A 20,998-nucleotide genomic window follows, 5' to 3' on the forward strand; every position below is an offset into this window, starting at 1 on the left:
AAAGAGCAAAAATTATGCAATCGATTACAAAGTTGTTAAAAATAAACTTCCATTAAATCAAAAAAAAAAATGTTTTCGCACAAAAAAACGCCAACTTACTGAGAAATAAATTGGCGTTAGATTGGATTTTATTTTTTACTTAAACTGTAGCTGTTTCAAAATTAACTGCTTTTTTCAAGAAAGCTTTAATCAACAAACGATTTGGTGCTAATCCTGAATTGATAATTTGATTTCTAGTACTTGTGTTACTTTCAGAAGATATTGTTGTATTAGGATTTTGTTTTGACCCCATGAACCATAAAACAAATTCCATACTGGAAGATTTTGAAGTTGTAGCTTGAGCCGATTTAGAAATAGGTTCCGCTACATCTGTCAATGAGTTGGTATCATTAGATTGACTGTAAGCAACTAAAGAAAACATGAAAACGAACAAGTAAACCATTTTACTAATTCCTTGTTTTATGCTGTTATTCTTTGTAAATCTTTCCATCTTTTTGTTGTTGTTCTTTGATTATGAAACAAAGCTACAGCAACATCATAGGGATAAAAAAAATATTCGATAAACAACATGTAAACTCGATAACACACGAAATAAGTTATTTAGGAAAGCTAAAATCTAAATAAAGAGTATCTAAAACAAGACCATGTAACTCTTAACAAAACAACTAAAGTAACAAATGACTTCATCATATACTATCAATTTTGTTCAACCTAAGAAAGACTATATTTTCAGACACTATTTAAAATCTAAGCTTGTCCAGCTGGTCCAAAATTAAGCGGAATGGGTGCCTGTTCGGTATCTTTTATTTCACCGTGGGTACTTTCAAAACGGTAAATATTTTCTCCTATCGCTTTTAGTAGTCTTTTAGCATGTTGTGGTGTCAATACAATTCGAGATTTCACCTTTGCTTTGGGAATGCCAGGCATTATACTCACAAAGTCTAATACAAACTCTGAGGAAGAATGATTAATGATAGCCAAATTGGAATAAATCCCTTCTGCTGTTTTTTCGTCTAATTCGATATTAATTTGTTCTTGTTCTTTCATAACTTGTTATTTTAAGATTGTTAAATTAGAGCAGCTCCATTTTTATTTCAAAAAAAAAAATTCTTTCTTAATTTACATCATTTAAAAATGACCCTAAACTCGAAAGGAGCCTCCTTTTACTATGAAACAAATATGTGATTAAATTTATTCTTATCAAAGAAAAAAGAACAACTGAAACAATAAAAAATAGTTCACATCTTAAATCGATACAGCCCAACACTTACTACACGAATCTCCTTAAAACAAAAATAGAAAGACTACACGAGGTAATCTTTCTATTTTTTTAATTTGAAAAATATTTATTTTAGTAAATATACTCTTCTTTGTTTGCCATCATGTCGTTATAATCTTCTTTAGATCCTACAATAGCATTGTCATACTCTCTCATACCTGTACCTGCAGGAATTCTGTGTCCTACAATTACATTTTCTTTCAATCCTTCTAAGTAATCAATTTTACCTGCTACAGCAGCTTCATTCAATACTTTAGTGGTTTCTTGGAAAGATGCAGCAGAGATGAACGATTTCGTTTGAAGCGATGCTCTTGTAATACCTTGAAGTACTGGAGTAGCAGTTGCCGTAATAACATCACGAGCCACAACAAGGTTTTTATCAGAACGTTTCAATAATGAGTTCTCATCTCTCAATTGACGTGGTGTCACGATTTGACCTTCTTTCAAGTTAGCTGAATCTCCAGCATCTTCAACCACTTTCATACCGTACAATTTATCGTTTTCAACAATAAAATCTTTTGTATGAATCAATTGATCTTCTAAGAACAATGTATCTCCTGGATCTTGTACTTGTACTTTACGCATCATTTGACGGATAACAACTTCAAAGTGTTTGTCATTGATTTTTACCCCTTGCAAACGGTACACTTCTTGGATTTCGTTCACCAAGTATTGTTGTACAGCTGATGGCCCTTGAATTCTCAAGATATCATCAGGTGTAATTGCTCCATCAGATAAAGGAGAACCTGCTCTTACGAAGTCATTTTCTTGTACTAGAATTTGGCTAGACAATTTCACTAAGTATTTCTTCACTTCACCAAATTTAGATTCGATGATAATCTCACGGTTACCTCTTTTGATTTTACCAAAAGAAACAACACCGTCAATTTCAGAAACTACAGCTGGGTTCGAAGGGTTACGAGCTTCTAACAACTCGGTAATTCTTGGTAAACCTCCTGTAATATCTCCTGATTTAGAAGAACGACGTGGAATTTTAACCAATACCTTACCTGCTTTAATTTTCTCACCATTTTCAACCATCAAGTGGGCTCCAACTGGTAAGTTATACGAACGAATCAATTCACCATCATTACCATAAACTAATAAAGTAGGAATTAATTTTTTATTTCTTGACTCAGAAATCACTTTCTCTTGGAATCCAGTTTGCTCATCGATTTCAACCATGAACGATTGACCTTGCTCTAAATCTTCGTAAGCAATTTTACCTGTAAATTCAGAAACAATTACCCCATTATAAGGATCCCATTTACAGATTACATCACCTTTCCCGATAGATTGACCATCTTTAACAAAGATACTAGAACCATAAGGAATATTATGTGTATTTAAAACAATACCCGTTTTTTCGTCAACCAATTTTAATTCTGTTGAACGAGAAACAACGATGTCCACTTCATTTCCTTCGTGATCTTCTCCTTTAACTGTTTTTAAATCTTCCACTTCTAATTTTCCTGGGAATTTAGCAATGATACTAGATTCTTCAGAAATACCTCCTGCAACCCCTCCAACGTGGAACGTACGAAGTGTTAACTGTGTACCTGGCTCACCAATAGACTGTGCAGCAATTACACCTACAGCCTCACCTCTTTGAGTCATTTTTCCTGTAGCCAAGTTACGACCGTAACATTTAGCACAGATTCCTTTTAATGCCTCACAAGTTAATGGAGAACGAACTTCAACTTTTTCTAAAGGAGAAGCTTCGATAGCCTTCACTATAGATTCTGTAATTTGATCACCAGAAGCTACTAATACTTCATTTGTCAATGGGTTGATGACATCTTGTAACGCTACACGTCCTAAGATTCTTTCACCAAGTGATTCAACAATTTCTTCATTCTTTTTCAGTGCAGAAACTTCAACACCTCTTAAGGTACCACAATCTTCGATGTTTACGATTACATCTTGAGAAACGTCATGCAAACGACGTGTCAAGTAACCCGCATCGGCCGTTTTAAGAGCCGTATCCGCAAGACCTTTACGTGCACCGTGCGTAGAGATAAAGTACTCAAGGATAGAAAGACCTTCCTTAAAGTTCGAAAGAATCGGGTTTTCAATAATTTCTCCACCACCAGCAGTCGATTTTTTAGGCTTAGCCATCAAACCACGCATACCAGTTAACTGACGAATTTGCTCTTTAGATCCACGAGCTCCAGAATCAAGCATCATATACACAGAGTTGAAACCTTGTTGGTCTTCTCTAATGTTTTTCATTGCTAATTCTGTCAATTGTGCATTGGCAGAAGTCCATACATCAATAACTTGGTTGTAACGCTCATTGTTAGTAATAAGACCCATGTTATAGTTAGCAGAAATTCCTTCTACTTGCTCTCTTGCATCAGCAATCAATTGTGTTTTTTGCTCTGGAATTCTAATATCACCTAATGAGAATGATAATCCACCACGGAATGCGAATTTATACCCCATATCTTTCATATTATCCAAGAAAGCAGCCGTTTCAGGCACACTTGTTGAATTCAATACGTGACCGATAATATCTCTTAAGTTTTTCTTAGTTAATACATCATTGATATATCCTGCAGCTTCTGGTACTACTTCGTTAAATAATACACGTCCCGCTGTTGTTTGGATAATTTTATAAACTAATTCTCCATTTTCATTAAAATCTTTCGCTCTAATTTTCACTCGAGCATTCAATTCTAATCTACCTTCATTTAAGGCAATATTTACTTCTTCAGCAGAATAGAAAGTCAATCCTTCTCCTAAGATTTTCTTTTCAGGAGTTGACAAACGTTCTTTGGTCATATAGTATAGACCCAAAACCATGTCCTGAGAAGGTACTGTAATAGGAGCACCATTAGCAGGGTTCAAGATATTGTGAGAAGCAAGCATCAATAATTGGGCTTCAAGGATTGCTTCTGGTCCTAATGGCAAGTGAACTGCCATCTGGTCACCATCAAAATCCGCGTTGAATGCCGTACATACCAATGGGTGCAATTGGATTGCTTTTCCTTCAATTAATTTTGGTTGGAAAGCTTGAATACCCAAACGGTGCAAAGTCGGAGCACGGTTCAGCAATACTGGGTGTCCTTTGATTACATTTTCAAGAATATCCCAAACTACTGGCTCTTTTTTATCGATGATTTTCTTAGCCGATTTAACTGTTTTAACAATTCCTCTTTCGATTAATTTACGAATAACAAAAGGTTTGTATAATTCAGCTGCCATATCTTTTGGCAATCCGCATTCGAATAATTTTAGTTCTGGTCCAACGACAATTACCGAACGAGCAGAATAATCCACACGTTTTCCAAGTAAGTTTTGACGGAAACGTCCTTGCTTACCTTTTAAGGAATCCGATAATGATTTTAAGGGCCTGTTAGATTCTGTTTTAACAGCAGAAGCTTTACGCGTGTTATCAAATAATGAATCTACCGATTCTTGCAACATACGTTTTTCGTTTCTCAAGATTACTTCAGGAGCTTTAATCTCCATCAATCTTTTTAAACGGTTGTTACGGATGATTACACGACGGTATAAGTCATTCAAATCTGAAGTAGCGAAACGACCACCATCAAGTGGCACAAGCGGACGTAATTCAGGTGGAATAACTGGAACCACTTTCATAATCATCCACTCAGGACGGTTTTCGCGGTTTTCGTTAGACTCACGGAAAGATTCCACCACTTGTAGTCTCTTTAACGCTTCTGTTTTACGTTGTTTAGATGTTTCGTTGTTAGCACTATGTCTTAATTCGTATGACAAAGCATCCAAATCAATTCTTGCCAATAAATCCATAATACATTCTGCTCCCATTTTGGCAACAAATTTATTAGGATCAAAATCATCCAAATATTGATTATCTTGAGGAAGTGTATCCAAGATATTCAAGTACTCCTCTTCAGTTAGGAAATCCAATCGTTGGATTGGCTCACCATCAGCATTTTTAGCAATACCTGGTTGAATTACTACATATCTTTCATAATAGATAATCATGTCTAATTTCTTAGACGGAAGACCTAAAATGTAACCAATTTTATTAGGAAGAGAACGGAAATACCAAATGTGTGCAATTGGCACTACCAAGTTGATGTGACCTACTCTATCTCTACGTACTTTTTTCTCAGTAACTTCTACCCCACATCTATCACAAATGATTCCTTTGTAACGGATTCTTTTGTATTTTCCACAAGCACATTCAAAATCTTTTACTGGACCAAAAATTCTTTCGCAGAAAAGACCGTCACGTTCTGGTTTGTGCGTTCTATAATTGATAGTTTCAGGTTTCAACACCTCACCTCTTGATTCTTTCAAGATAGATTCAGGAGACGCTAATCCTATCGAAATTTTGTCAAACCTTTTTACTTGGTTTTTCTCTTTATTGTTTCTATTATTCATCATAGTTTTTACTATTGATTTATTTGCAATTAAAAATTGATTTTGTACAGACGTTACATTGCTTAATCTCTATTGAAGTTGCTTTGCGATCTGTACAGACGTTGCAATGCAACATCTCTATCCTCGAATTACTTCTCTAAACTTTAACATCCCGTTAAAGTGCTAGTTATAAAACCTCTTGGTTTGTATAAAAAATCGGAACGGTTTACGGGTATAAATCTTGAAAACTAATTATAAAAAAGTGTTCAGTATTCTGTTTTTGAGTTTTCAGTTAAGAACTGAACACTAAAAACTGAACACTGAATACTAAGTCTTATTCTTCTAATCTGATATCTAAACCTAGACCTTTCAATTCATGCATCAATACATTGAATGATTCTGGCAATCCTGGTTCTGGCATCGTTTCACCTTTTACGATAGCTTCGTATGTTTTAGCTCTACCAATAACATCATCAGATTTTACTGTTAAGATTTCACGAAGTGTACTAGAAGCTCCATAAGCCTCCAATGCCCAAACCTCCATCTCTCCAAAACGTTGACCTCCAAATTGAGCTTTACCTCCAAGTGGTTGTTGTGTAATCAACGAGTATGGACCAATAGAACGTGCGTGCATCTTATCATCAACCATGTGTCCTAGTTTCAACATATAGATAACTCCAACGGTTGCTGGCTGATGGAAACGCTCTCCTGTTCCTCCGTCATATAAGTACGTATGTCCAAATCTTGGGATTCCTGCTTCATCAGTCAATTCATTAATTTGGTCTAATGTAGCTCCATCAAAAATTGGCGTAGCAAACTTTTTACCTAATTTTTGACCAGCCCATCCAAGAACCGTTTCATAAATCTGACCAATGTTCATACGAGATGGTACCCCTAGTGGATTCAATACGATATCTACTGGTGTTCCGTCTTCTAAGAAAGGCATATCTTCGTGACGAACGATTCTTGCAACAATACCTTTGTTACCGTGACGTCCAGCCATCTTATCCCCTACTTTTAACTTACGTTTCTTAGCAATATATACTTTAGCTAATTTCAAGATACCTGAAGGCAATTCGTCTCCAACAGTAATCGTGAATTTCTCTCTTCTTAACGCTCCTTGTAAATCGTTCAACTTAATTTTATAGTTATGAATCAAATCATTAACCATTTTATTAGTTGCATCATCAGCTACCCATTGTCCTTTGCTTAAGTGAGCAAAATCTTCGACAGCGTAAAGCATTTTTTGAGTATATTTTTTACCTTTTGGTAAAACTTCTTCACCCAAATCGTTCATTACACCTTGTGATGTTTTTCCGTTTACGATTAAGAAAAGTTTTTCAATTAACTTATCTTTTAACTCTGTAAATTTAACTTCAAACTCCATTTCCAATGCTCCTAAAGCATCTTTATCTTGAGTACGTTTGCGTTTGTCTTTTACAGCTCTTGCAAATAATTTTTTATCTAAAACCACACCGTGTAAAGATGGAGAAGCTTTCAATGAAGCATCTTTCACATCACCTGCTTTATCCCCAAAGATGGCTCTTAAAAGTTTCTCTTCTGGAGTAGGATCAGATTCTCCTTTAGGTGTAATTTTACCAATCAAAATATCGCCAGGTTTAACCTCAGCACCAATTCTAATCATACCATTTTCATCCAAGTCTTTAGTAGCCTCTTCTGAAACGTTAGGAATATCATTCGTTAATTCTTCGTTACCCAATTTCGTATCTCTTACTTCTAATGAGTAATCGTCAACGTGGATTGAAGTAAAGATATCATCACGAACTACTTTTTCAGAAATTACAATCGCATCCTCGAAGTTGTATCCTTTCCATGGCATGAACGCAACTTTAAGGTTTCTACCTAAAGCCAATTCACCATTCTCAGTCGCATACCCTTCTGACAATACTTGTCCTGGAACTACTCTATCCCCTTTTCTTACGATAGGCTTCAAGTTGATACTTGTTCCTTGGTTTGTTTTTCTGAATTTAATTAAATTATATGTCTTTTCATCAGCATCAAAACTTACCATTCTTTCTTCCTCAGAACGATCGTATTTGATAGTAATGATATTAGCATCTACATATTCTACAGTACCATGCCCTTCAGCATTGATTAATACTCTAGAGTCAGAAGCTACTTGACGCTCTAAACCAGTACCTACAATTGGAGCTTCTGGACGTATCAATGGAACGGCCTGACGCATCATGTTAGATCCCATCAATGCACGGTTCGCATCATCATGCTCCAAGAAAGGAATCAAAGAGGCAGAAATCGAAGCAATTTGGTTAGGTGCCACGTCAGTATAATGCACTTGAGATGGAGAAACAACTGGGAAATCTCCCTCTTCACGAGCAATTACATTATCAGCAGTAATTTTACCTGAATTATCCATCTCGATGTTTGCTTGAGCAATCATCATACCTTCTTCTTCCTCAGCACTTAAGTAAGTAGGCTCAGAAACTAAATCAACAACACCTTCAGTTACTTTACGATAAGGTGTTTCAATGAATCCCATTCCGTTTACTTTAGCATACACACCTAGAGATGAAATCAAACCGATGTTTGGTCCCTCTGGAGTTTCAATAGGACATAAACGTCCGTAGTGTGTATAGTGAACGTCACGAACCTCAAATCCAGCTCTCTCTCTTGAAAGTCCACCTGGTCCAAGTGCAGATAATCTTCTTTTGTGCGTAATCTCAGCTAATGGATTCGTTTGATCCATAAATTGAGACAACTGGTTCGTACCAAAGAAAGAGTTGATAACTGATGATAATGTTTTCGCATTAATCAAATCAATTGGTGTAAACACCTCGTTATCTCTAACGTTCATTCTCTCACGAATAGTTCTCGCCATACGTGCTAAACCAACACCGAATTGTTGTGACAATTGTTCACCAACTGTACGAACACGACGGTTTGATAAGTGGTCAATATCATCGATATCCGCTTTTGCGTTTATCAACTCAATTAAATACTTCACGATAGTAATGATATCTTCTTTGGTAAGTACTTGCTTTTCCATTGGGATATCTAAACCAAGTTTTTTGTTCATTCTGTAACGACCTACTTCACCTAAGTTGTAACGTTGGTCAGAGAAGAACAATTTATCTATAATACCACGAGCAGTTTCTTCATCAGGCGGTTCTGCGTTACGCAATTGTCTGTAGATATGCTCAACAGCTTCTTTTTCAGAGTTTGTTGGGTCTTTTTGTAACGTATTATGAATGATGGCATAATCGGCTTGATTAGCATCCTCTTTGTGTAACAAAATAGATTTTACGTTAGACTCGATAATCTCTTCCACATTATCTTTATCGATAATCGTGTCACGGTCAAGAATAATCTCGTTACGTTCGATAGAAACTACCTCTCCAGTATCCTCATCTACGAAATCTTCATGCCATGTATTCAATACACGAGCAGCTAATTTTCTACCGATATATTTTTTAAGACCTGTTTTCGAAACTTTAATTTCTTCAGCTAAGTCGAAAATCTCAAGGATATCCTTATCTCTTTCAAAACCAATAGCGCGGAATAAAGTAGTTACAGGTAATTTTTTCTTTCTGTCGATATACGCGTACATCACGCTGTTAATATCTGTTGAAAATTCTATCCAAGAACCTTTAAAAGGAATTACTCTGGCAGAATATAATTTTGTCCCATTAGCGTGGAAAGACTGTCCAAAGAAAACCCCTGGAGATCTATGTAATTGAGAAACTACAACACGTTCTGCACCATTGATAACAAAAGTACCACTTGGTGTCATGTAAGGAATTGTACCAAGATAAACATCTTGAACAATAGTTTCAAAATCTTCATGTTCTGGGTCTGTACAATATAGTTTCAACCTTGCTTTTAAAGGCACACTATGCGTTAGACCTCTTTCAATACATTCTTGAATAGTGTAACGTGGTGGATCTACAAAGTAGTCAAGGAATTCCAATACAAAGTTGTTTCTTGTATCTGTAATTGGAAAGTTTTCCATGAAGGTATTGTATAAACCTTCGTTGCCTCTTTCATCTGATTTAGTTTCTAATTGAAAAAAATCTTGAAAAGATTTCACCTGAACATCCAAAAAGTCTGGATACTGAGGTATATTTTTTGTAGAGGCAAAATTCAATCTTTCAGTCTGATTTGTTATCATCAATGGACAAAATTTTGATTAAAAAAAAGTAGTTTTTTTTGTGTAAAACACATTGTTTAATATATACTCCCTTTTTGTAATCAATACATCTTTAAAAACTAAACTAATATCATTTAGATTAATTTTTTGTCTTCGTATTGAACAAAAACTTTTTCGTATTTTAAACGTAATATTATAATAAAACTTGAACTATTTTATTATACGAAAAATGGTTTAGGCTTTGAGTGATTAACTCAAGACCTAAACCTAGTTCTTAAAACTGATTAAACTTATTTAAGCTCAACTACAGCTCCAGCTTCTTCTAAAGATTTTTTAAGACCTTCTGCCTCTTCTTTAGAAACACCTTCTTTAACAGTAGATGGTGCGCTATCAACTACATCTTTAGCCTCTTTAAGACCTAATCCAGTTAATTCTTTTACTAACTTCACTACAGCTAATTTAGAAGCACCAGCCTCTTTCAATACAACTGTAAATTCAGTTTGAGCTTCTTCAGCAGCACCTTCACCACCACCTGCAGCAACTACTACAGCTGCAGCAGCTGGTTCGATACCGTACTCATCTTTTAATATTGTTGCTAAATCAGTAACTTCTTTTACAGTTAAGTTAACTAATTGTTCTGCGAATTGTTTCAAATCTGCCATTTTTTCTATCGTTTTAAAATGATTTTGTAAATTATATTTTGTTTATTATGCGCTTAGTATGTAATACTCAAAGAGAATATCTCCGATAGTATTAAGCCTCTTGAGCTTGAACTTCTTCAGCTTGCTCTTCTCCTGCAAATTTGTTTTGAAGTGCAGAAATAATTCTTTGAGCTGGTGATTGAAGTAATCCGATAAGTTCTCCAAGTAATTCTTCCTTAGATTTAATAGTAGATAACATATCTAACTGATTGTCTCCAATATAAATCTCAGCATTCACATAAGCACCTTTTAAAACAGGCTTATCTGATTTTTTACGGAAATCCTTAATGATTTTACCTGGAGCGTTAGCTACATCTGAAATAAAGATAGCTGTATTACCTACCAATACAGAAGGTAACTCACCATAACTATTCTCAGAAGTTTCCATTGCTTTAGCAAGTAATGTATTTTTTACAACTTCTAATTTAACACCTGCTTTAAAACAAGCTCTTCTCAAGTTTGAAGTAGTTTCTGCATTAAGTCCAGAAATATCTGCTACATAAACAATATTTGTACCAGCTAACTGTGCAGTTAAATCTTCAATCGCGATTGATTTTTCTTCTCTAGTCATCCTAAAAATTTTTAACTACCAATTATACTGCTTTTGGATCCAATGCAATAGCTGGACTCATTGTGCTTGTAAGGTGAATTCCTTTAATATAGGTACCTTTAGCAGCAGTTGGCTTAAGTTTGATTAATGTTTGAATAATTTCGTGTGCATTGTCATAAATTTGCTCAGCTCCAAAAGAAACTTTACCAATTCCTGCATGTACGATACCAGTTTTATCAACTTTAAAGTCAATTTTACCAGCTTTAACCTCAGCAACAGCTTTAGCAACATCCATAGTTACTGTACCTGTTTTAGGGTTTGGCATTAAACCTCTAGGCCCTAAAATACGACCTAATGGACCTAATTTACCCATTACAGCTGGCATCGTGATGATTACATCAACATCCGTCCAACCGTCTTTAATTTTTTGTAAGTACTCATCCAATCCTACGAAATCAGCACCCGCTTCTTTAGCTTCTGCTTCTTTATCTGGAGTAACTAATGCTAATACTTTTACATCTTTACCAGTTCCGTGAGGTAATGTTACAACCCCTCTTACCATTTGATTCGCTTTTCTTGGATCAACACCCAATTTTACTGCGATATCAACAGACTCATCAAATTTTGCAGAAGCAACCACTTTAATCAATGCAGCAGCATCTTTCAAAGTATATAATTTGTTCTTTTCAATTTTTGAAGCAGCCTCTTTTTGCTTTTTTGTCAATTTTGCCATGTCTTTCTCTTAATTAAAAAGGAGCGTCTCCTGATACAGTTATACCCATAGATCTAGCTGTTCCAGCAACCATACTCATTGCAGACTCCATAGTGAATGCATTTAAGTCTGGCATCTTGTCTTCAGCAATAGCTCTAATTTGTTCCCAAGTAACACTAGCTACTTTTTTACGATTAGGCTCACCTGAACCAGATTTTAGCTTTGCAGCTTCCAATAACTGAACTGCTGCAGGAGGAGTCTTAACAACAAAATCAAATGATTTGTCTTTATACACAGTAATTTGTACTGGGCATATTTTGCCAGGTTTATCTTGTGTTCTAGCATTGAACTGCTTACAGAACTCCATGATATTAACCCCAGCAGCTCCTAAAGCAGGTCCAACCGGTGGCGACGGATTCGCAGCACCTCCCTTAACTTGTAGTTTAACTACCTTACTAATTTCTTTAGCCATTTTTTAAAAAATTTAACACAACAATTTATAGAAGCAATTGAAGTGACTTATTATAGTGTAACAATATTATACTTTTTCTACTTGCATAAAACTCAATTCCAATGGTGTCTTTCTTCCAAAAATTTTCACCATTACCTCAAGCTTACGCTTCTCTTCATTAATTTTTTCAACCGTTCCGTTGAAGCCATTAAATGGACCATCAATAACTTTAATAGTCTCTCCAAGATTAAATGGTATTGCGTGATTATCAGTATTAACCGCTAATTCATCCACTTTACCTAACATTCTATTTACTTCAGAAGTTCTCAATGGAACCGGTTCCCCGCCTTTTGTTTCACCTAGAAAACCAATAACAGAAGTGATTGATTTAATAATATGAGGAACTTCACCCACTAGATTAGCTTCTATCATTACATAACCTGGAAAAAAAACTTTTTCTTTAACTAATTTTTTCCCGTCTTTTACAGTAACAACTTTCTCTGTAGGAACAAGAATTTGAGAAACAAAATCCTCCATACCTAATCTTGAAATCTCCGTTTCGATATAGGCTTTTACTTTGTTTTCCTGACCACTTACAGCTCTAACGACATACCATTTTTTTAAATTATTATCTGTCATGTCAATTATTAAGCTTTAATCCAATTAAAAAATCCTGCTAATGCTTTTGCAAAAACTTCATCAACTCCCCATGTTGCCAAAGCAAATAATACTGAAAAAACAGCCACAACAATCGTTAGTCGCTGCACCTCAGCCCACTCTGGCCAAGTTACATTTGATTTTAATTCTTCAAATGCTTCTGAAATGTAATTACCAATTTTTGCCATTAGATTTATGTTTTTATTGCACGGGCGGAGGGATTCGAACCCCCATCAACGGTTTTGGAGACCGCTATTCTACCCTTGAACTACGCCCGTATAAAAAACCAGTAAGATATTAAAACCTTACTGGTTTCAAAATTTATGTGTTTCTAAATTACTCTAGAATTTCAGTTACCTGACCAGCACCAACTGTTCTACCACCCTCACGGATAGCGAAACGTAAACCTACGTTCATTGCAATTGGGCTTAACAACTCAACATTAATAGTTAAGTTATCACCTGGCATAACCATCTCTACACCTGCTGGTAAAGAAATAACTCCAGTTACGTCAGTTGTACGTACGTAGAACTGTGGACGGTAGTTATTGTGGAATGGAGTGTGACGTCCACCTTCTTCTTTTTTCAAGATATACACCTCAGCTTTGAAAGTTTTGTGTGGTTTAACAGAACCTGGCTTGATGATAACCATACCACGTTTGATATCAGCTTTATCAATACCTCTCAACAATAAACCTACGTTATCTCCAGCTTCACCTCTATCAAGGATTTTACGGAACATCTCAACCCCTGTAATTGTAGAAGTCAATTTCTCAGCTCCCATACCAATAATTTCAACTGGATCTCCTGTATTAGCAACTCCCGTTTCGATACGACCTGTAGCAACAGTTCCACGACCAGTAATTGTAAATACGTCCTCAACTGGCATCAAGAATGGTTTGTTAACATCTCTTTCTGGCTCCTCGATCCAAGCATCTACAGCATCCATCAATTCTAAAATTTTAGGAACCCAAGCAGCATCATTATTCAATCCTCCTAAAGCAGAACCTTGAATAACTGGACAGTTGTCACCATCATACTCATAGAAAGATAATAAATCTCTAATTTCCATCTCAACTAATTCCAACAACTCAGCATCATCAACCATATCCACTTTGTTCATGAAAACAACGATACGTGGAATACCTACTTGACGTCCTAAAAGGATGTGCTCACGAGTTTGTGGCATTGGTCCATCAGTTGCAGCTACAACAAGGATAGCTCCATCCATTTGAGCAGCACCAGTAACCATGTTCTTTACGTAATCCGCGTGACCTGGACAGTCAACGTGAGCGTAGTGACGGTTAGCAGTTTCATACTCTACGTGAGAAGTATTAATTGTAATACCTCTTTCTTTCTCCTCAGGAGCATTATCAATTTGATCAAAAGATTTCGCTTGACAGTAACCAGCATCAGATAACACTTTAGTTATTGCAGCAGTTAATGTAGTTTTTCCGTGATCTACGTGTCCGATTGTACCTATGTTTAAGTGTGGTTTCGAACGGTTAAAGGTTTCTTTTGCCATTTTACTTAGATTTTAATCTTTATTAATTTATTAGTGTTCAAAATTTTTCTTATGAGCCAATGTCGGGATTTGAACCCGAGACCTCTTCCTTACCAAGGAAGCACTCTACCCCTGAGCTACACCGGCGGTAAAGTTTTTTCTGTTTAAAGTTTAAAGTTTTCAAAACAAGTCAAAACTTTAAACTCCCCAAACCTTTAAACTTTTTTTGTGGGGAGAGCAGGATTCGAACCTGCGAAGTTTTCACAGCAGATTTACAGTCTGCCCTCGTTGGCCGCTTGAGTATCTCCCCTCTTTTTTTGTTTCAATTAATTTTCAAAACCAAAGTTTTAATTGAGCCGGCGGAGGGACTCGAACCCACGACCTGCTGATTACAAATCAGCTGCTCTAGCCGACTGAGCTACGCTGGCAATTTGAACAAAAAAAGTCCGCTATTTCTAACGGACTGCAAATGTATAGATTTTATCTCTCAAACAAAACATTTTTTTTAAAAAATTTCAAATTTATGCATGAGCTCTTATTTTTTCCTTTCTTTTCACCAATAATCGCTCTAAAGATTCAGCTGACAACTCCACTGCTTCCTCAAAAGACTTGCATTGTTTTTTCACCAAAAACCCATCTCCTGGTACATTTATCTTGACCTCTACAATTTTATTTTCTTTTTCACTCGTTTTCTCCACTTTCAAATACACATCAGATGACACTACTTTATCGTAATATTTTTCCAATTTATCCATTCTCTCTTGAACAAAATTAACTAACTTCCCGTCAACATTAAAGTTAACTGCATGAATACTTACCTTCATAATCAATACTTATTTAATGGTTAAACTTAATTGTCATTATCATTATTCCTAGGATGCGCTTTTTTATATACTTTTTTAAGCTCCATCAAACTAGTATGTGTATATACTTGTGTCGATGCCAAACTAGAATGCCCTAATAACTCTTTTACTGAATTCAAATCCGCCCCGTTATTAAGCAAATGGGTCGCAAATGTATGCCGTAAGACATGCGGACTCTTTTTTACCTTCTCTGAAGCTTTACCAAAGTACGAATTTACCAAACGATAAACAAGCGAATTATTTAACATAATTCCATTTTTTGTTATAAAAAAATATTCATAACTCCCAACACCTTCTATATCAGCTCTTTTACTAACATAAAAAAGTACTTTTTGTTTCACTAATGGTAAAATCGGAATCAAACGTTCTTTATTTCTTTTCCCAAGAACTTTCAGCACGCCTTTTGCCAAATCTACATCTTGCATCTTTAACTGAATCAACTCGGCTCGCCTCATCCCAGTACTGTACAATAATTCAATTATCAATCGATTCCGCACCGTTTCAAAATCATCACCTTCATTAGCATCCTGCAAAACCCGACCCACCTCTTTCTCAGAAAACGGAATCTGAATCGCCCTAGAAACTTTTAATGATTTGTGCTTCAACAATGGGTTTACGTTTATTTGCTTTGTTTTCAGCAAAAATTTGTAAAAAGCTTTCAACGAAGCCACTTTCCTGTTCACCGAAATCGCTACCAAACCGCCCTCAACCAAACTCACTAACCAACTCCGTATCTGACTATAATTCACTTGTTCAATTGTATCTTGCTGAAAATATTCTTTATTAAACAATTGAAATTCCACAACATCCTTTTCATACGCAGTTACGGTATGAACAGAATATTTTTTTTCTTTCAAAAGATAACCCTTAAATGATTCAATAGTTGTAGCCATAAAAAAACCGTTAGCATCAAAGTTACTAAACTTTAAATACTAACGGTAATTATTTTCTATTAAAGAAACCTACTAACTCTCTAAACTATCTTTCAATGTTTGAATGTAAGCCGCTTTTTGAATTTTCATTCTGTTTTTCACAGACGGTTTAATAAAAGCTTGACGTGCTCTTAATTGACGAACAGTTCCTGTTTTATCAAATTTTCTTTTATAGCGCTTTAATGCTCTATCGATATTTTCTCCGTCTTTAATTGGTATAATTAACATAATATTGACACCTCCTCTCGTTAAGGCTGCAAATGTAACAATTAATTTTGAGTTACCAAACATTCTTAAACCCAAATTGCGAAGTAAAAATCTACTCACCTTTATTTCTCTTCAAATTCAGCTACTTCATCTATTTTTAATCATGAACCGAGAGCTCTGCTCAAACTGACGAAGTAAATAGTTTACTATTCTTTCTTAAAAAATTTCCGTTAGCACCTTGATTTATTAAAATATTTCTTTCCCTTACGAAGTCTACAGCGTAATTGGGAGTAAAAAAGAATTCAAAAAAATAAGGCTCCAAGATTTAAACTCAGAGCCTTTATTCTTTTTTTTATTTGCAATTTAATTTTTGAGTAAATTTCGAGCAATTACGACTTTCTGTATTTCAGTAGTTCCCTCTCCAATAGTACATAGTTTAGCATCTCGATAAAATTTTTCTACAGGAAAATCTTTAGTATAACCATAGCCTCCGTGTATTTGAACAGCTTCATTGGCCACTTTGCAACACACTTCAGAAGCGTACATTTTAGCCATTGCCCCAAGTGTAGTCACAGGCTTGTGTTGCTGTTTCAAAAAAGCAGCTTTATGCAACAACAGCTCCGAAGCTTCAATTTCAGTCGCCATATCCGCTAATTTAAAAGAAATCCCTTGAAAACTACTAATAGGTTTCCCAAACTGATGGCGTTCTTTTGAATACTTTAATGCTGCTTCATAAGCTCCCTTTGCTATTCCTAAAGAAAGAGCTCCAATCGATATTCGACCTCCATCAAGGATTTTCATCGCTTGAATAAATCCATCTCCCACTTCTCCTAATCTATTAGCGTCTGGAATACGACAATTATCAAAAACCAACTCAGCAGTTTCACTAGCACGCATTCCTAATTTGTTTTCTTTTTTACCTGAAGAAAAACCAAGCATACCTTTCTCAAAAACAAAAGCTGTCATTCCGTGAGAATCTCCTTTTTCACCAGTCCTTACGATTACCACAGCAATATCACCTGAAATACCATGAGTAATAAAATTTTTAGCACCATTAACAACCCAGTAATCCCCGTCTTTTTTAGCAGTGGTATTCATACCAGCTGCATCAGAACCTGTATTATGTTCTGTTAATCCCCATGCACCAATATGTTCACCAGTGGCTAATTTTGGAATCCACTTTTCCTTTTGCGCTTCAGTTCCAAAAGTTAAAATATGATTAGTACATAACGAATTATGCGCAGCAACTGACAATCCTATAGAAGGATCTACTTTTGAAATTTCTTCTACAATAGTGATGTATTCATGATATCCTAAACCAGAACCTCCTAAAGATTCAGGAACTAAAACACCCATAAACCCCATGGCTCCTAATTCTCTAAATAAAGAAACTGGAAAAGTCTGATTTTCATCCCATTCCATGATGTAAGGACGAATGTTTTTCTCTGCAAAATCTCTTATGGACTGCGCAATCATTGACTGCGTTTCATTATAATCAAAGTTCATCTTAAAGCTATTGTTTTTAAAAGGTCAAATATAAGGCTATAATATTAGCTTTTTCAATAGACAACCCTTTAATTTTTGTTAAATCAGTAGCCGATTTAAAATCACCATTCATACTCCTACACATCACGATTTCTTTTGCTAATGCATATCTAAAATAAGGAAATTGAGCCAACTCTTTTACTGATGCATTATTAATATCCAATTTCATTATTTGGGCAGTTGAGCCAACTTTAAAACTTTTTTGCAATTTACCCACTACATCAGGTGGTAGCCCCCAAACATCTTCCATTTGTTGCATTGAAACGAAACCACCTAAGCTTTCTCTAAATTTCAAAATTCGCTCGGAATACCCTTGTCCGATTCCGTTTATAGCCATCAAATCCTCTTGTGTAGCCGTATTGACATCAAGAATGGCGATGTTTGTCTTTTTTGTATAGTCAGGTTTTGTATATGAAGCATACGCCCGTGATGCTCTTTTTTTCGTTACCCAATCAGGAAACTTAAAATAAGGCGAAAGAACAGCTAACAACGAATCTGATACTTGAGTTACTTTTTGAAACTCTTGAGCCGAATTTACATATTGATTCGTTTTTCTAAAAGCTAAAAGACGGTCAATTTCATGTACTGACATACCTAATTTATATCCTTTATAATCGGTTATGAAATTAGGGTTAAACGGTTTCAGTTCGTATTTATACTCTGGAGAAGATGCTTTTAACTTGTCTATTTCTGACTGTAAAGCCAACCATTTTTTCGCGGCTTCTGAATCATTTTCGAATGTATCATAACTTTTACAAACAAACCAGCTTATTTGAATAAAAAAAATCAAAACCAATAATAAAAAAATCCCGTTTCGTTGTTCTTTGGAAAATAGGAAATAGGATTTTAACGCTTTCATGGTCAAAAATTAACGATTAGCAATATTACTGTCTCTATTGTTCGTTATCATTTTCAGAAAACGAATCAGGCTCTTGCTTAGGCTTAATAGTCAAGACTTTATAGAAGAAATAAACCGCAAAAAACACTACTATTCCTTGTGTAAGCAACATGGTAATTAACGCTTCTGTATTCATACAACTCTTATTTTAAATTACACATTAGAAGACTACAAAGTATTACGTCCTTCTCTTCTTCTTTTTTGGAACGCTAAATAGACTAAAGCACTAATAAAAACAAACAATCCTACCAACAACAAACGGGCGAAATTGAGATAAAACATCTTATCCTCTAATTGCATCAATACTTCTGGATCAGTAGTAGCAGCTATTTGTTCTTTAAGTCCTGCGTGGGTAATGGTTTTAACAATCGACCCATTATCTAACACCCATGATTTTCCAGAAACCAAATTATGGATGTTTGTGGACCAGTCATTATTTTGTGGCTTAAAAACAGACCCCATAAAAATTACAATCAACATTACTGGGGTAATGTATTTTATAATGTACTTAAAGATTTCAGGTACTTTAATATCAGCACCACTGGTAATTGCTCGCCATCCCTTTTCCATTCCAAAAATCCATGAAAACAAAATGGTTTCAAACATGGCAAAAAGGACCAAACTCACCGTTCCAGCCCAATAATCATATTCATCAAAAACACCTTCTTGAAAAAACACTACCGTAGGCAATCCTAAAATTAAGGCGATAGTCCCAAAAGACCAAGCCCCCTTTTTTTGATTCCATCCAAATTCGTCACGCATAAAACCTATCCAAGGAGTTCCCATTGCTAATGAAGAGGTAATTCCAGCAAAAAACAACAGCCCAAACCACAATACTCCAGCAAAAACAGCAATCACACTTCCCCATTGTTGAAATAAATAAGGCATGGTTTGAAATGCCATACCAAATCCAGCGTTTTCAATAACCCAATCCTAAATATCCAGCGGCAATAGGAATCACAATTAAACTTCCTAAAACTACTTCAACAAATTCATTCATAAAACCTGCTGAAACAGCATTCAAGGCGATATCATCTTTCTCATCCAAATAAGCAGCATAGCAATGTACCGTTCCCATACCCACTGACAAGGTGAAGAAAATTTGTCCCGCTGCCGCCATCCATACTTTTAAATCCAATAAGGAATTATATTGCGGAGTCCAAAGAAAATTAAGACCATCCCATGCATTTGCATCTGGAAAAACCTCAGATGCACCTGAAGTCCCTAGGGTTAATCCTTTTATCGCCAAGATTGCACCAAACAATATCAACAAAGGCATCCCTACTTTTGCCACCTTTTCAATTCCTTTTAATCCTTTTGATAGTATATACGTATTGATAAGCAAACAGATTATGTAAAAAATAACCGCTTCATAGGGTATTCCCGTCGTCGAATGTCCAATATCAATGTAATTCCCAAAAAAACCAGCTACATCAGCCTGACTCATTCCGTTAAAAGTACCAATAATAGAATGATACACATACGACATGGTCCAAGACTCTATATAACAATAATAAGCAGCAACAGCAATATTGGTAAAAATCCCGAAAACACCTATGTATTTCAAAAGTCTCCCTTTGACCATTGAATCTAGTATATATGGTGTACTATGATTCCCAAACTTACCTCCATAACGACCAGAGGACCATTCTATAAATAACAATGGTATTCCCATCAATAGAAAACAAACCAAATAAGGAATGATAAAAGCGCCACCACCGTTTTGAACTGCCTGAACTGGAAATCGTAAGAAATTACCCAACCCAACGGCATTACCTGCCATTGCTAAAATTAAACCTACACGTGAACCCCAAGAATCTGATTTTACGGTCAAAATATTATGTTTATGATTAGTACTATTTTACAAGTCAAATACCGAAGTGCGTTTGGCACGGATTAAGTCTTTTAACCGAATCCAAAAAGCCAATATCAAGTAAATCCCAAAGCCCAATCCTACAGTTACAAATGAAATATAGATAAAAAAGAGACGAACACTATTGGCTCGCATTCCCAATTTATCTGCCAAACGTGAAGAAACATGAAAACCATGTTTTTCTAAAAAAAATTTAAGTTTGAGTACTGCTGGAAACATCTGTTATATACTTTGCGTTACTAATTTAAGTTTTTAATTCAGTCAACTGAATAAAACACAATCCTTTTTTTACTAATTTACTCAAAAGGAGTATTATTAATACCATTAGTCTACCTAAGGTATCTA

General features: G+C 35.4%; 20 protein-coding genes and 4 tRNA genes. All 24 read right to left on the minus strand.

The window, feature by feature from the left end; translation table 11 throughout:
• Positions 1-139: 139 nt before the first annotated feature.
• Positions 140-490: a hypothetical protein gene (locus K5R64_RS07860; RefSeq protein WP_220762445.1), complete on the minus strand. Its 351-nt coding sequence runs from the start codon at positions 488-490 to the stop codon at positions 140-142.
• A 257-nt stretch (positions 491-747) separates the two neighbouring features.
• Entirely contained in the window at positions 748-1,047 is a 300-nt protein-coding gene (locus tag K5R64_RS07865; RefSeq protein ID WP_220762446.1) for a DUF3467 domain-containing protein, read from the minus strand.
• A gap of 304 nt (positions 1,048-1,351) precedes the next feature.
• Positions 1,352-5,659, minus strand: a complete 4,308-nt coding sequence (gene rpoC / locus K5R64_RS07870) for a DNA-directed RNA polymerase subunit beta' (RefSeq protein WP_220762448.1) — start codon at positions 5,657-5,659, stop codon at positions 1,352-1,354.
• A 310-nt stretch (positions 5,660-5,969) separates the two neighbouring features.
• Positions 5,970-9,782 (minus strand): DNA-directed RNA polymerase subunit beta, encoded by a 3,813-nt coding sequence (gene rpoB, locus K5R64_RS07875; protein ID WP_220762449.1) that lies wholly within the window; start codon positions 9,780-9,782, stop codon positions 5,970-5,972.
• A gap of 269 nt (positions 9,783-10,051) precedes the next feature.
• Entirely contained in the window at positions 10,052-10,423 is a 372-nt protein-coding gene (rplL, locus tag K5R64_RS07880) for a 50S ribosomal protein L7/L12 (protein ID WP_220762450.1), read from the minus strand.
• A 91-nt stretch (positions 10,424-10,514) separates the two neighbouring features.
• Positions 10,515-11,033, minus strand: coding sequence for a 50S ribosomal protein L10 (gene rplJ / locus K5R64_RS07885; protein WP_220762451.1), 519 nt, complete (start codon positions 11,031-11,033; stop codon positions 10,515-10,517).
• A 22-nt stretch (positions 11,034-11,055) separates the two neighbouring features.
• On the minus strand, positions 11,056-11,745 hold the full coding sequence (rplA, locus tag K5R64_RS07890; protein ID WP_220762452.1) for a 50S ribosomal protein L1: 690 nt from the start codon (positions 11,743-11,745) through the stop codon (positions 11,056-11,058).
• A gap of 13 nt (positions 11,746-11,758) precedes the next feature.
• Entirely contained in the window at positions 11,759-12,196 is a 438-nt protein-coding gene (gene rplK / locus K5R64_RS07895; protein WP_220762453.1) for a 50S ribosomal protein L11, read from the minus strand.
• A 66-nt stretch (positions 12,197-12,262) separates the two neighbouring features.
• Positions 12,263-12,814: a transcription termination/antitermination protein NusG gene (gene nusG / locus K5R64_RS07900; RefSeq protein ID WP_220762454.1), complete on the minus strand. Its 552-nt coding sequence runs from the start codon at positions 12,812-12,814 to the stop codon at positions 12,263-12,265.
• Between the two features lie 8 nt (positions 12,815-12,822).
• Positions 12,823-13,020 (minus strand): preprotein translocase subunit SecE, encoded by a 198-nt coding sequence (gene secE / locus K5R64_RS07905; RefSeq protein WP_220762455.1) that lies wholly within the window; start codon positions 13,018-13,020, stop codon positions 12,823-12,825.
• 19 nt (positions 13,021-13,039) lie between these two features.
• A tRNA-Trp gene (locus tag K5R64_RS07910) sits at positions 13,040-13,110 on the minus strand.
• A gap of 58 nt (positions 13,111-13,168) precedes the next feature.
• Positions 13,169-14,356, minus strand: a complete 1,188-nt coding sequence (gene tuf / locus K5R64_RS07915) for an elongation factor Tu (protein ID WP_220762456.1) — start codon at positions 14,354-14,356, stop codon at positions 13,169-13,171.
• A 54-nt stretch (positions 14,357-14,410) separates the two neighbouring features.
• Positions 14,411-14,482 (minus strand) — tRNA-Thr (locus K5R64_RS07920).
• A gap of 82 nt (positions 14,483-14,564) precedes the next feature.
• Positions 14,565-14,645, minus strand: a tRNA-Tyr gene (locus K5R64_RS07925).
• Between the two features lie 44 nt (positions 14,646-14,689).
• Positions 14,690-14,763: transfer RNA gene (locus tag K5R64_RS07930), tRNA-Thr, on the minus strand.
• 93 nt (positions 14,764-14,856) lie between these two features.
• Entirely contained in the window at positions 14,857-15,159 is a 303-nt protein-coding gene (hpf, locus tag K5R64_RS07935) for a ribosome hibernation-promoting factor, HPF/YfiA family (protein WP_220762458.1), read from the minus strand.
• 26 nt (positions 15,160-15,185) lie between these two features.
• On the minus strand, positions 15,186-16,091 hold the full coding sequence (locus K5R64_RS07940; RefSeq protein WP_220762461.1) for a tyrosine-type recombinase/integrase: 906 nt from the start codon (positions 16,089-16,091) through the stop codon (positions 15,186-15,188).
• Positions 16,092-16,163: 72 nt separating this feature from the next.
• Positions 16,164-16,358, minus strand: coding sequence for a 30S ribosomal protein S21 (gene rpsU, locus K5R64_RS07945; RefSeq protein WP_220762728.1), 195 nt, complete (start codon positions 16,356-16,358; stop codon positions 16,164-16,166).
• Between the two features lie 342 nt (positions 16,359-16,700).
• Entirely contained in the window at positions 16,701-17,843 is a 1,143-nt protein-coding gene (locus K5R64_RS07950) for an acyl-CoA dehydrogenase family protein (RefSeq protein WP_220762463.1), read from the minus strand.
• A gap of 16 nt (positions 17,844-17,859) precedes the next feature.
• Complete coding sequence (locus tag K5R64_RS07955; RefSeq protein ID WP_220762465.1) at positions 17,860-18,741, minus strand: helix-hairpin-helix domain-containing protein; 882 nt, start codon at positions 18,739-18,741, stop codon at positions 17,860-17,862.
• 34 nt (positions 18,742-18,775) lie between these two features.
• Positions 18,776-18,916: a hypothetical protein gene (locus K5R64_RS07960; RefSeq protein WP_220762467.1), complete on the minus strand. Its 141-nt coding sequence runs from the start codon at positions 18,914-18,916 to the stop codon at positions 18,776-18,778.
• A gap of 32 nt (positions 18,917-18,948) precedes the next feature.
• Positions 18,949-19,683: a hypothetical protein gene (locus K5R64_RS17175; RefSeq protein WP_255580326.1), complete on the minus strand. Its 735-nt coding sequence runs from the start codon at positions 19,681-19,683 to the stop codon at positions 18,949-18,951.
• 16 nt (positions 19,684-19,699) lie between these two features.
• Positions 19,700-20,614 carry a hypothetical protein gene (locus tag K5R64_RS17180; RefSeq protein ID WP_255580327.1) on the minus strand — a complete coding sequence of 305 codons (915 nt, stop codon included), beginning with the start codon at positions 20,612-20,614 and terminating at the stop codon, positions 19,700-19,702.
• A 27-nt stretch (positions 20,615-20,641) separates the two neighbouring features.
• A complete protein-coding gene (locus K5R64_RS07970; RefSeq protein ID WP_220762469.1) occupies positions 20,642-20,872 on the minus strand; it encodes a PspC domain-containing protein in 231 nt (76 codons plus the stop codon).
• Positions 20,873-20,998: the final 126 nt, after the last annotated feature.

The sequence above is a fragment of the Flavobacterium sp. UMI-01 genome (assembly GCF_019656315.1).
Lineage (GTDB): Bacteria > Bacteroidota > Bacteroidia > Flavobacteriales > Flavobacteriaceae > Flavobacterium.

Coding starts and splice junctions, on each gene's coding strand:
- K5R64_RS07860 (WP_220762445.1), bottom strand. CDS start 490: ATGGAAAGATTTACAAAGAATAACAGCATAAAACAAGGAATTAGTAAA.
- K5R64_RS07865 (WP_220762446.1), bottom strand. CDS start 1,047: ATGAAAGAACAAGAACAAATTAATATCGAATTAGACGAAAAAACAGCA.
- rpoC (WP_220762448.1), bottom strand. CDS start 5,659: ATGATGAATAATAGAAACAATAAAGAGAAAAACCAAGTAAAAAGGTTT.
- rpoB (WP_220762449.1), bottom strand. CDS start 9,782: ATGATAACAAATCAGACTGAAAGATTGAATTTTGCCTCTACAAAAAAT.
- rplL (WP_220762450.1), bottom strand. CDS start 10,423: ATGGCAGATTTGAAACAATTCGCAGAACAATTAGTTAACTTAACTGTA.
- rplJ (WP_220762451.1), bottom strand. CDS start 11,033: ATGACTAGAGAAGAAAAATCAATCGCGATTGAAGATTTAACTGCACAG.
- rplA (WP_220762452.1), bottom strand. CDS start 11,745: ATGGCAAAATTGACAAAAAAGCAAAAAGAGGCTGCTTCAAAAATTGAA.
- rplK (WP_220762453.1), bottom strand. CDS start 12,196: ATGGCTAAAGAAATTAGTAAGGTAGTTAAACTACAAGTTAAGGGAGGT.
- nusG (WP_220762454.1), bottom strand. CDS start 12,814: ATGACAGATAATAATTTAAAAAAATGGTATGTCGTTAGAGCTGTAAGT.
- secE (WP_220762455.1), bottom strand. CDS start 13,020: ATGGCAAAAATTGGTAATTACATTTCAGAAGCATTTGAAGAATTAAAA.
- tuf (WP_220762456.1), bottom strand. CDS start 14,356: ATGGCAAAAGAAACCTTTAACCGTTCGAAACCACACTTAAACATAGGT.
- hpf (WP_220762458.1), bottom strand. CDS start 15,159: ATGAAGGTAAGTATTCATGCAGTTAACTTTAATGTTGACGGGAAGTTA.
- K5R64_RS07940 (WP_220762461.1), bottom strand. CDS start 16,091: ATGGCTACAACTATTGAATCATTTAAGGGTTATCTTTTGAAAGAAAAA.
- rpsU (WP_220762728.1), bottom strand. CDS start 16,358: ATGTTAATTATACCAATTAAAGACGGAGAAAATATCGATAGAGCATTA.
- K5R64_RS07950 (WP_220762463.1), bottom strand. CDS start 17,843: ATGAACTTTGATTATAATGAAACGCAGTCAATGATTGCGCAGTCCATA.
- K5R64_RS07955 (WP_220762465.1), bottom strand. CDS start 18,741: ATGAAAGCGTTAAAATCCTATTTCCTATTTTCCAAAGAACAACGAAAC.
- K5R64_RS07960 (WP_220762467.1), bottom strand. CDS start 18,916: ATGAATACAGAAGCGTTAATTACCATGTTGCTTACACAAGGAATAGTA.
- K5R64_RS17175 (WP_255580326.1), bottom strand. CDS start 19,683: ATGGCATTTCAAACCATGCCTTATTTATTTCAACAATGGGGAAGTGTG.
- K5R64_RS07970 (WP_220762469.1), bottom strand. CDS start 20,872: ATGTTTCCAGCAGTACTCAAACTTAAATTTTTTTTAGAAAAACATGGT.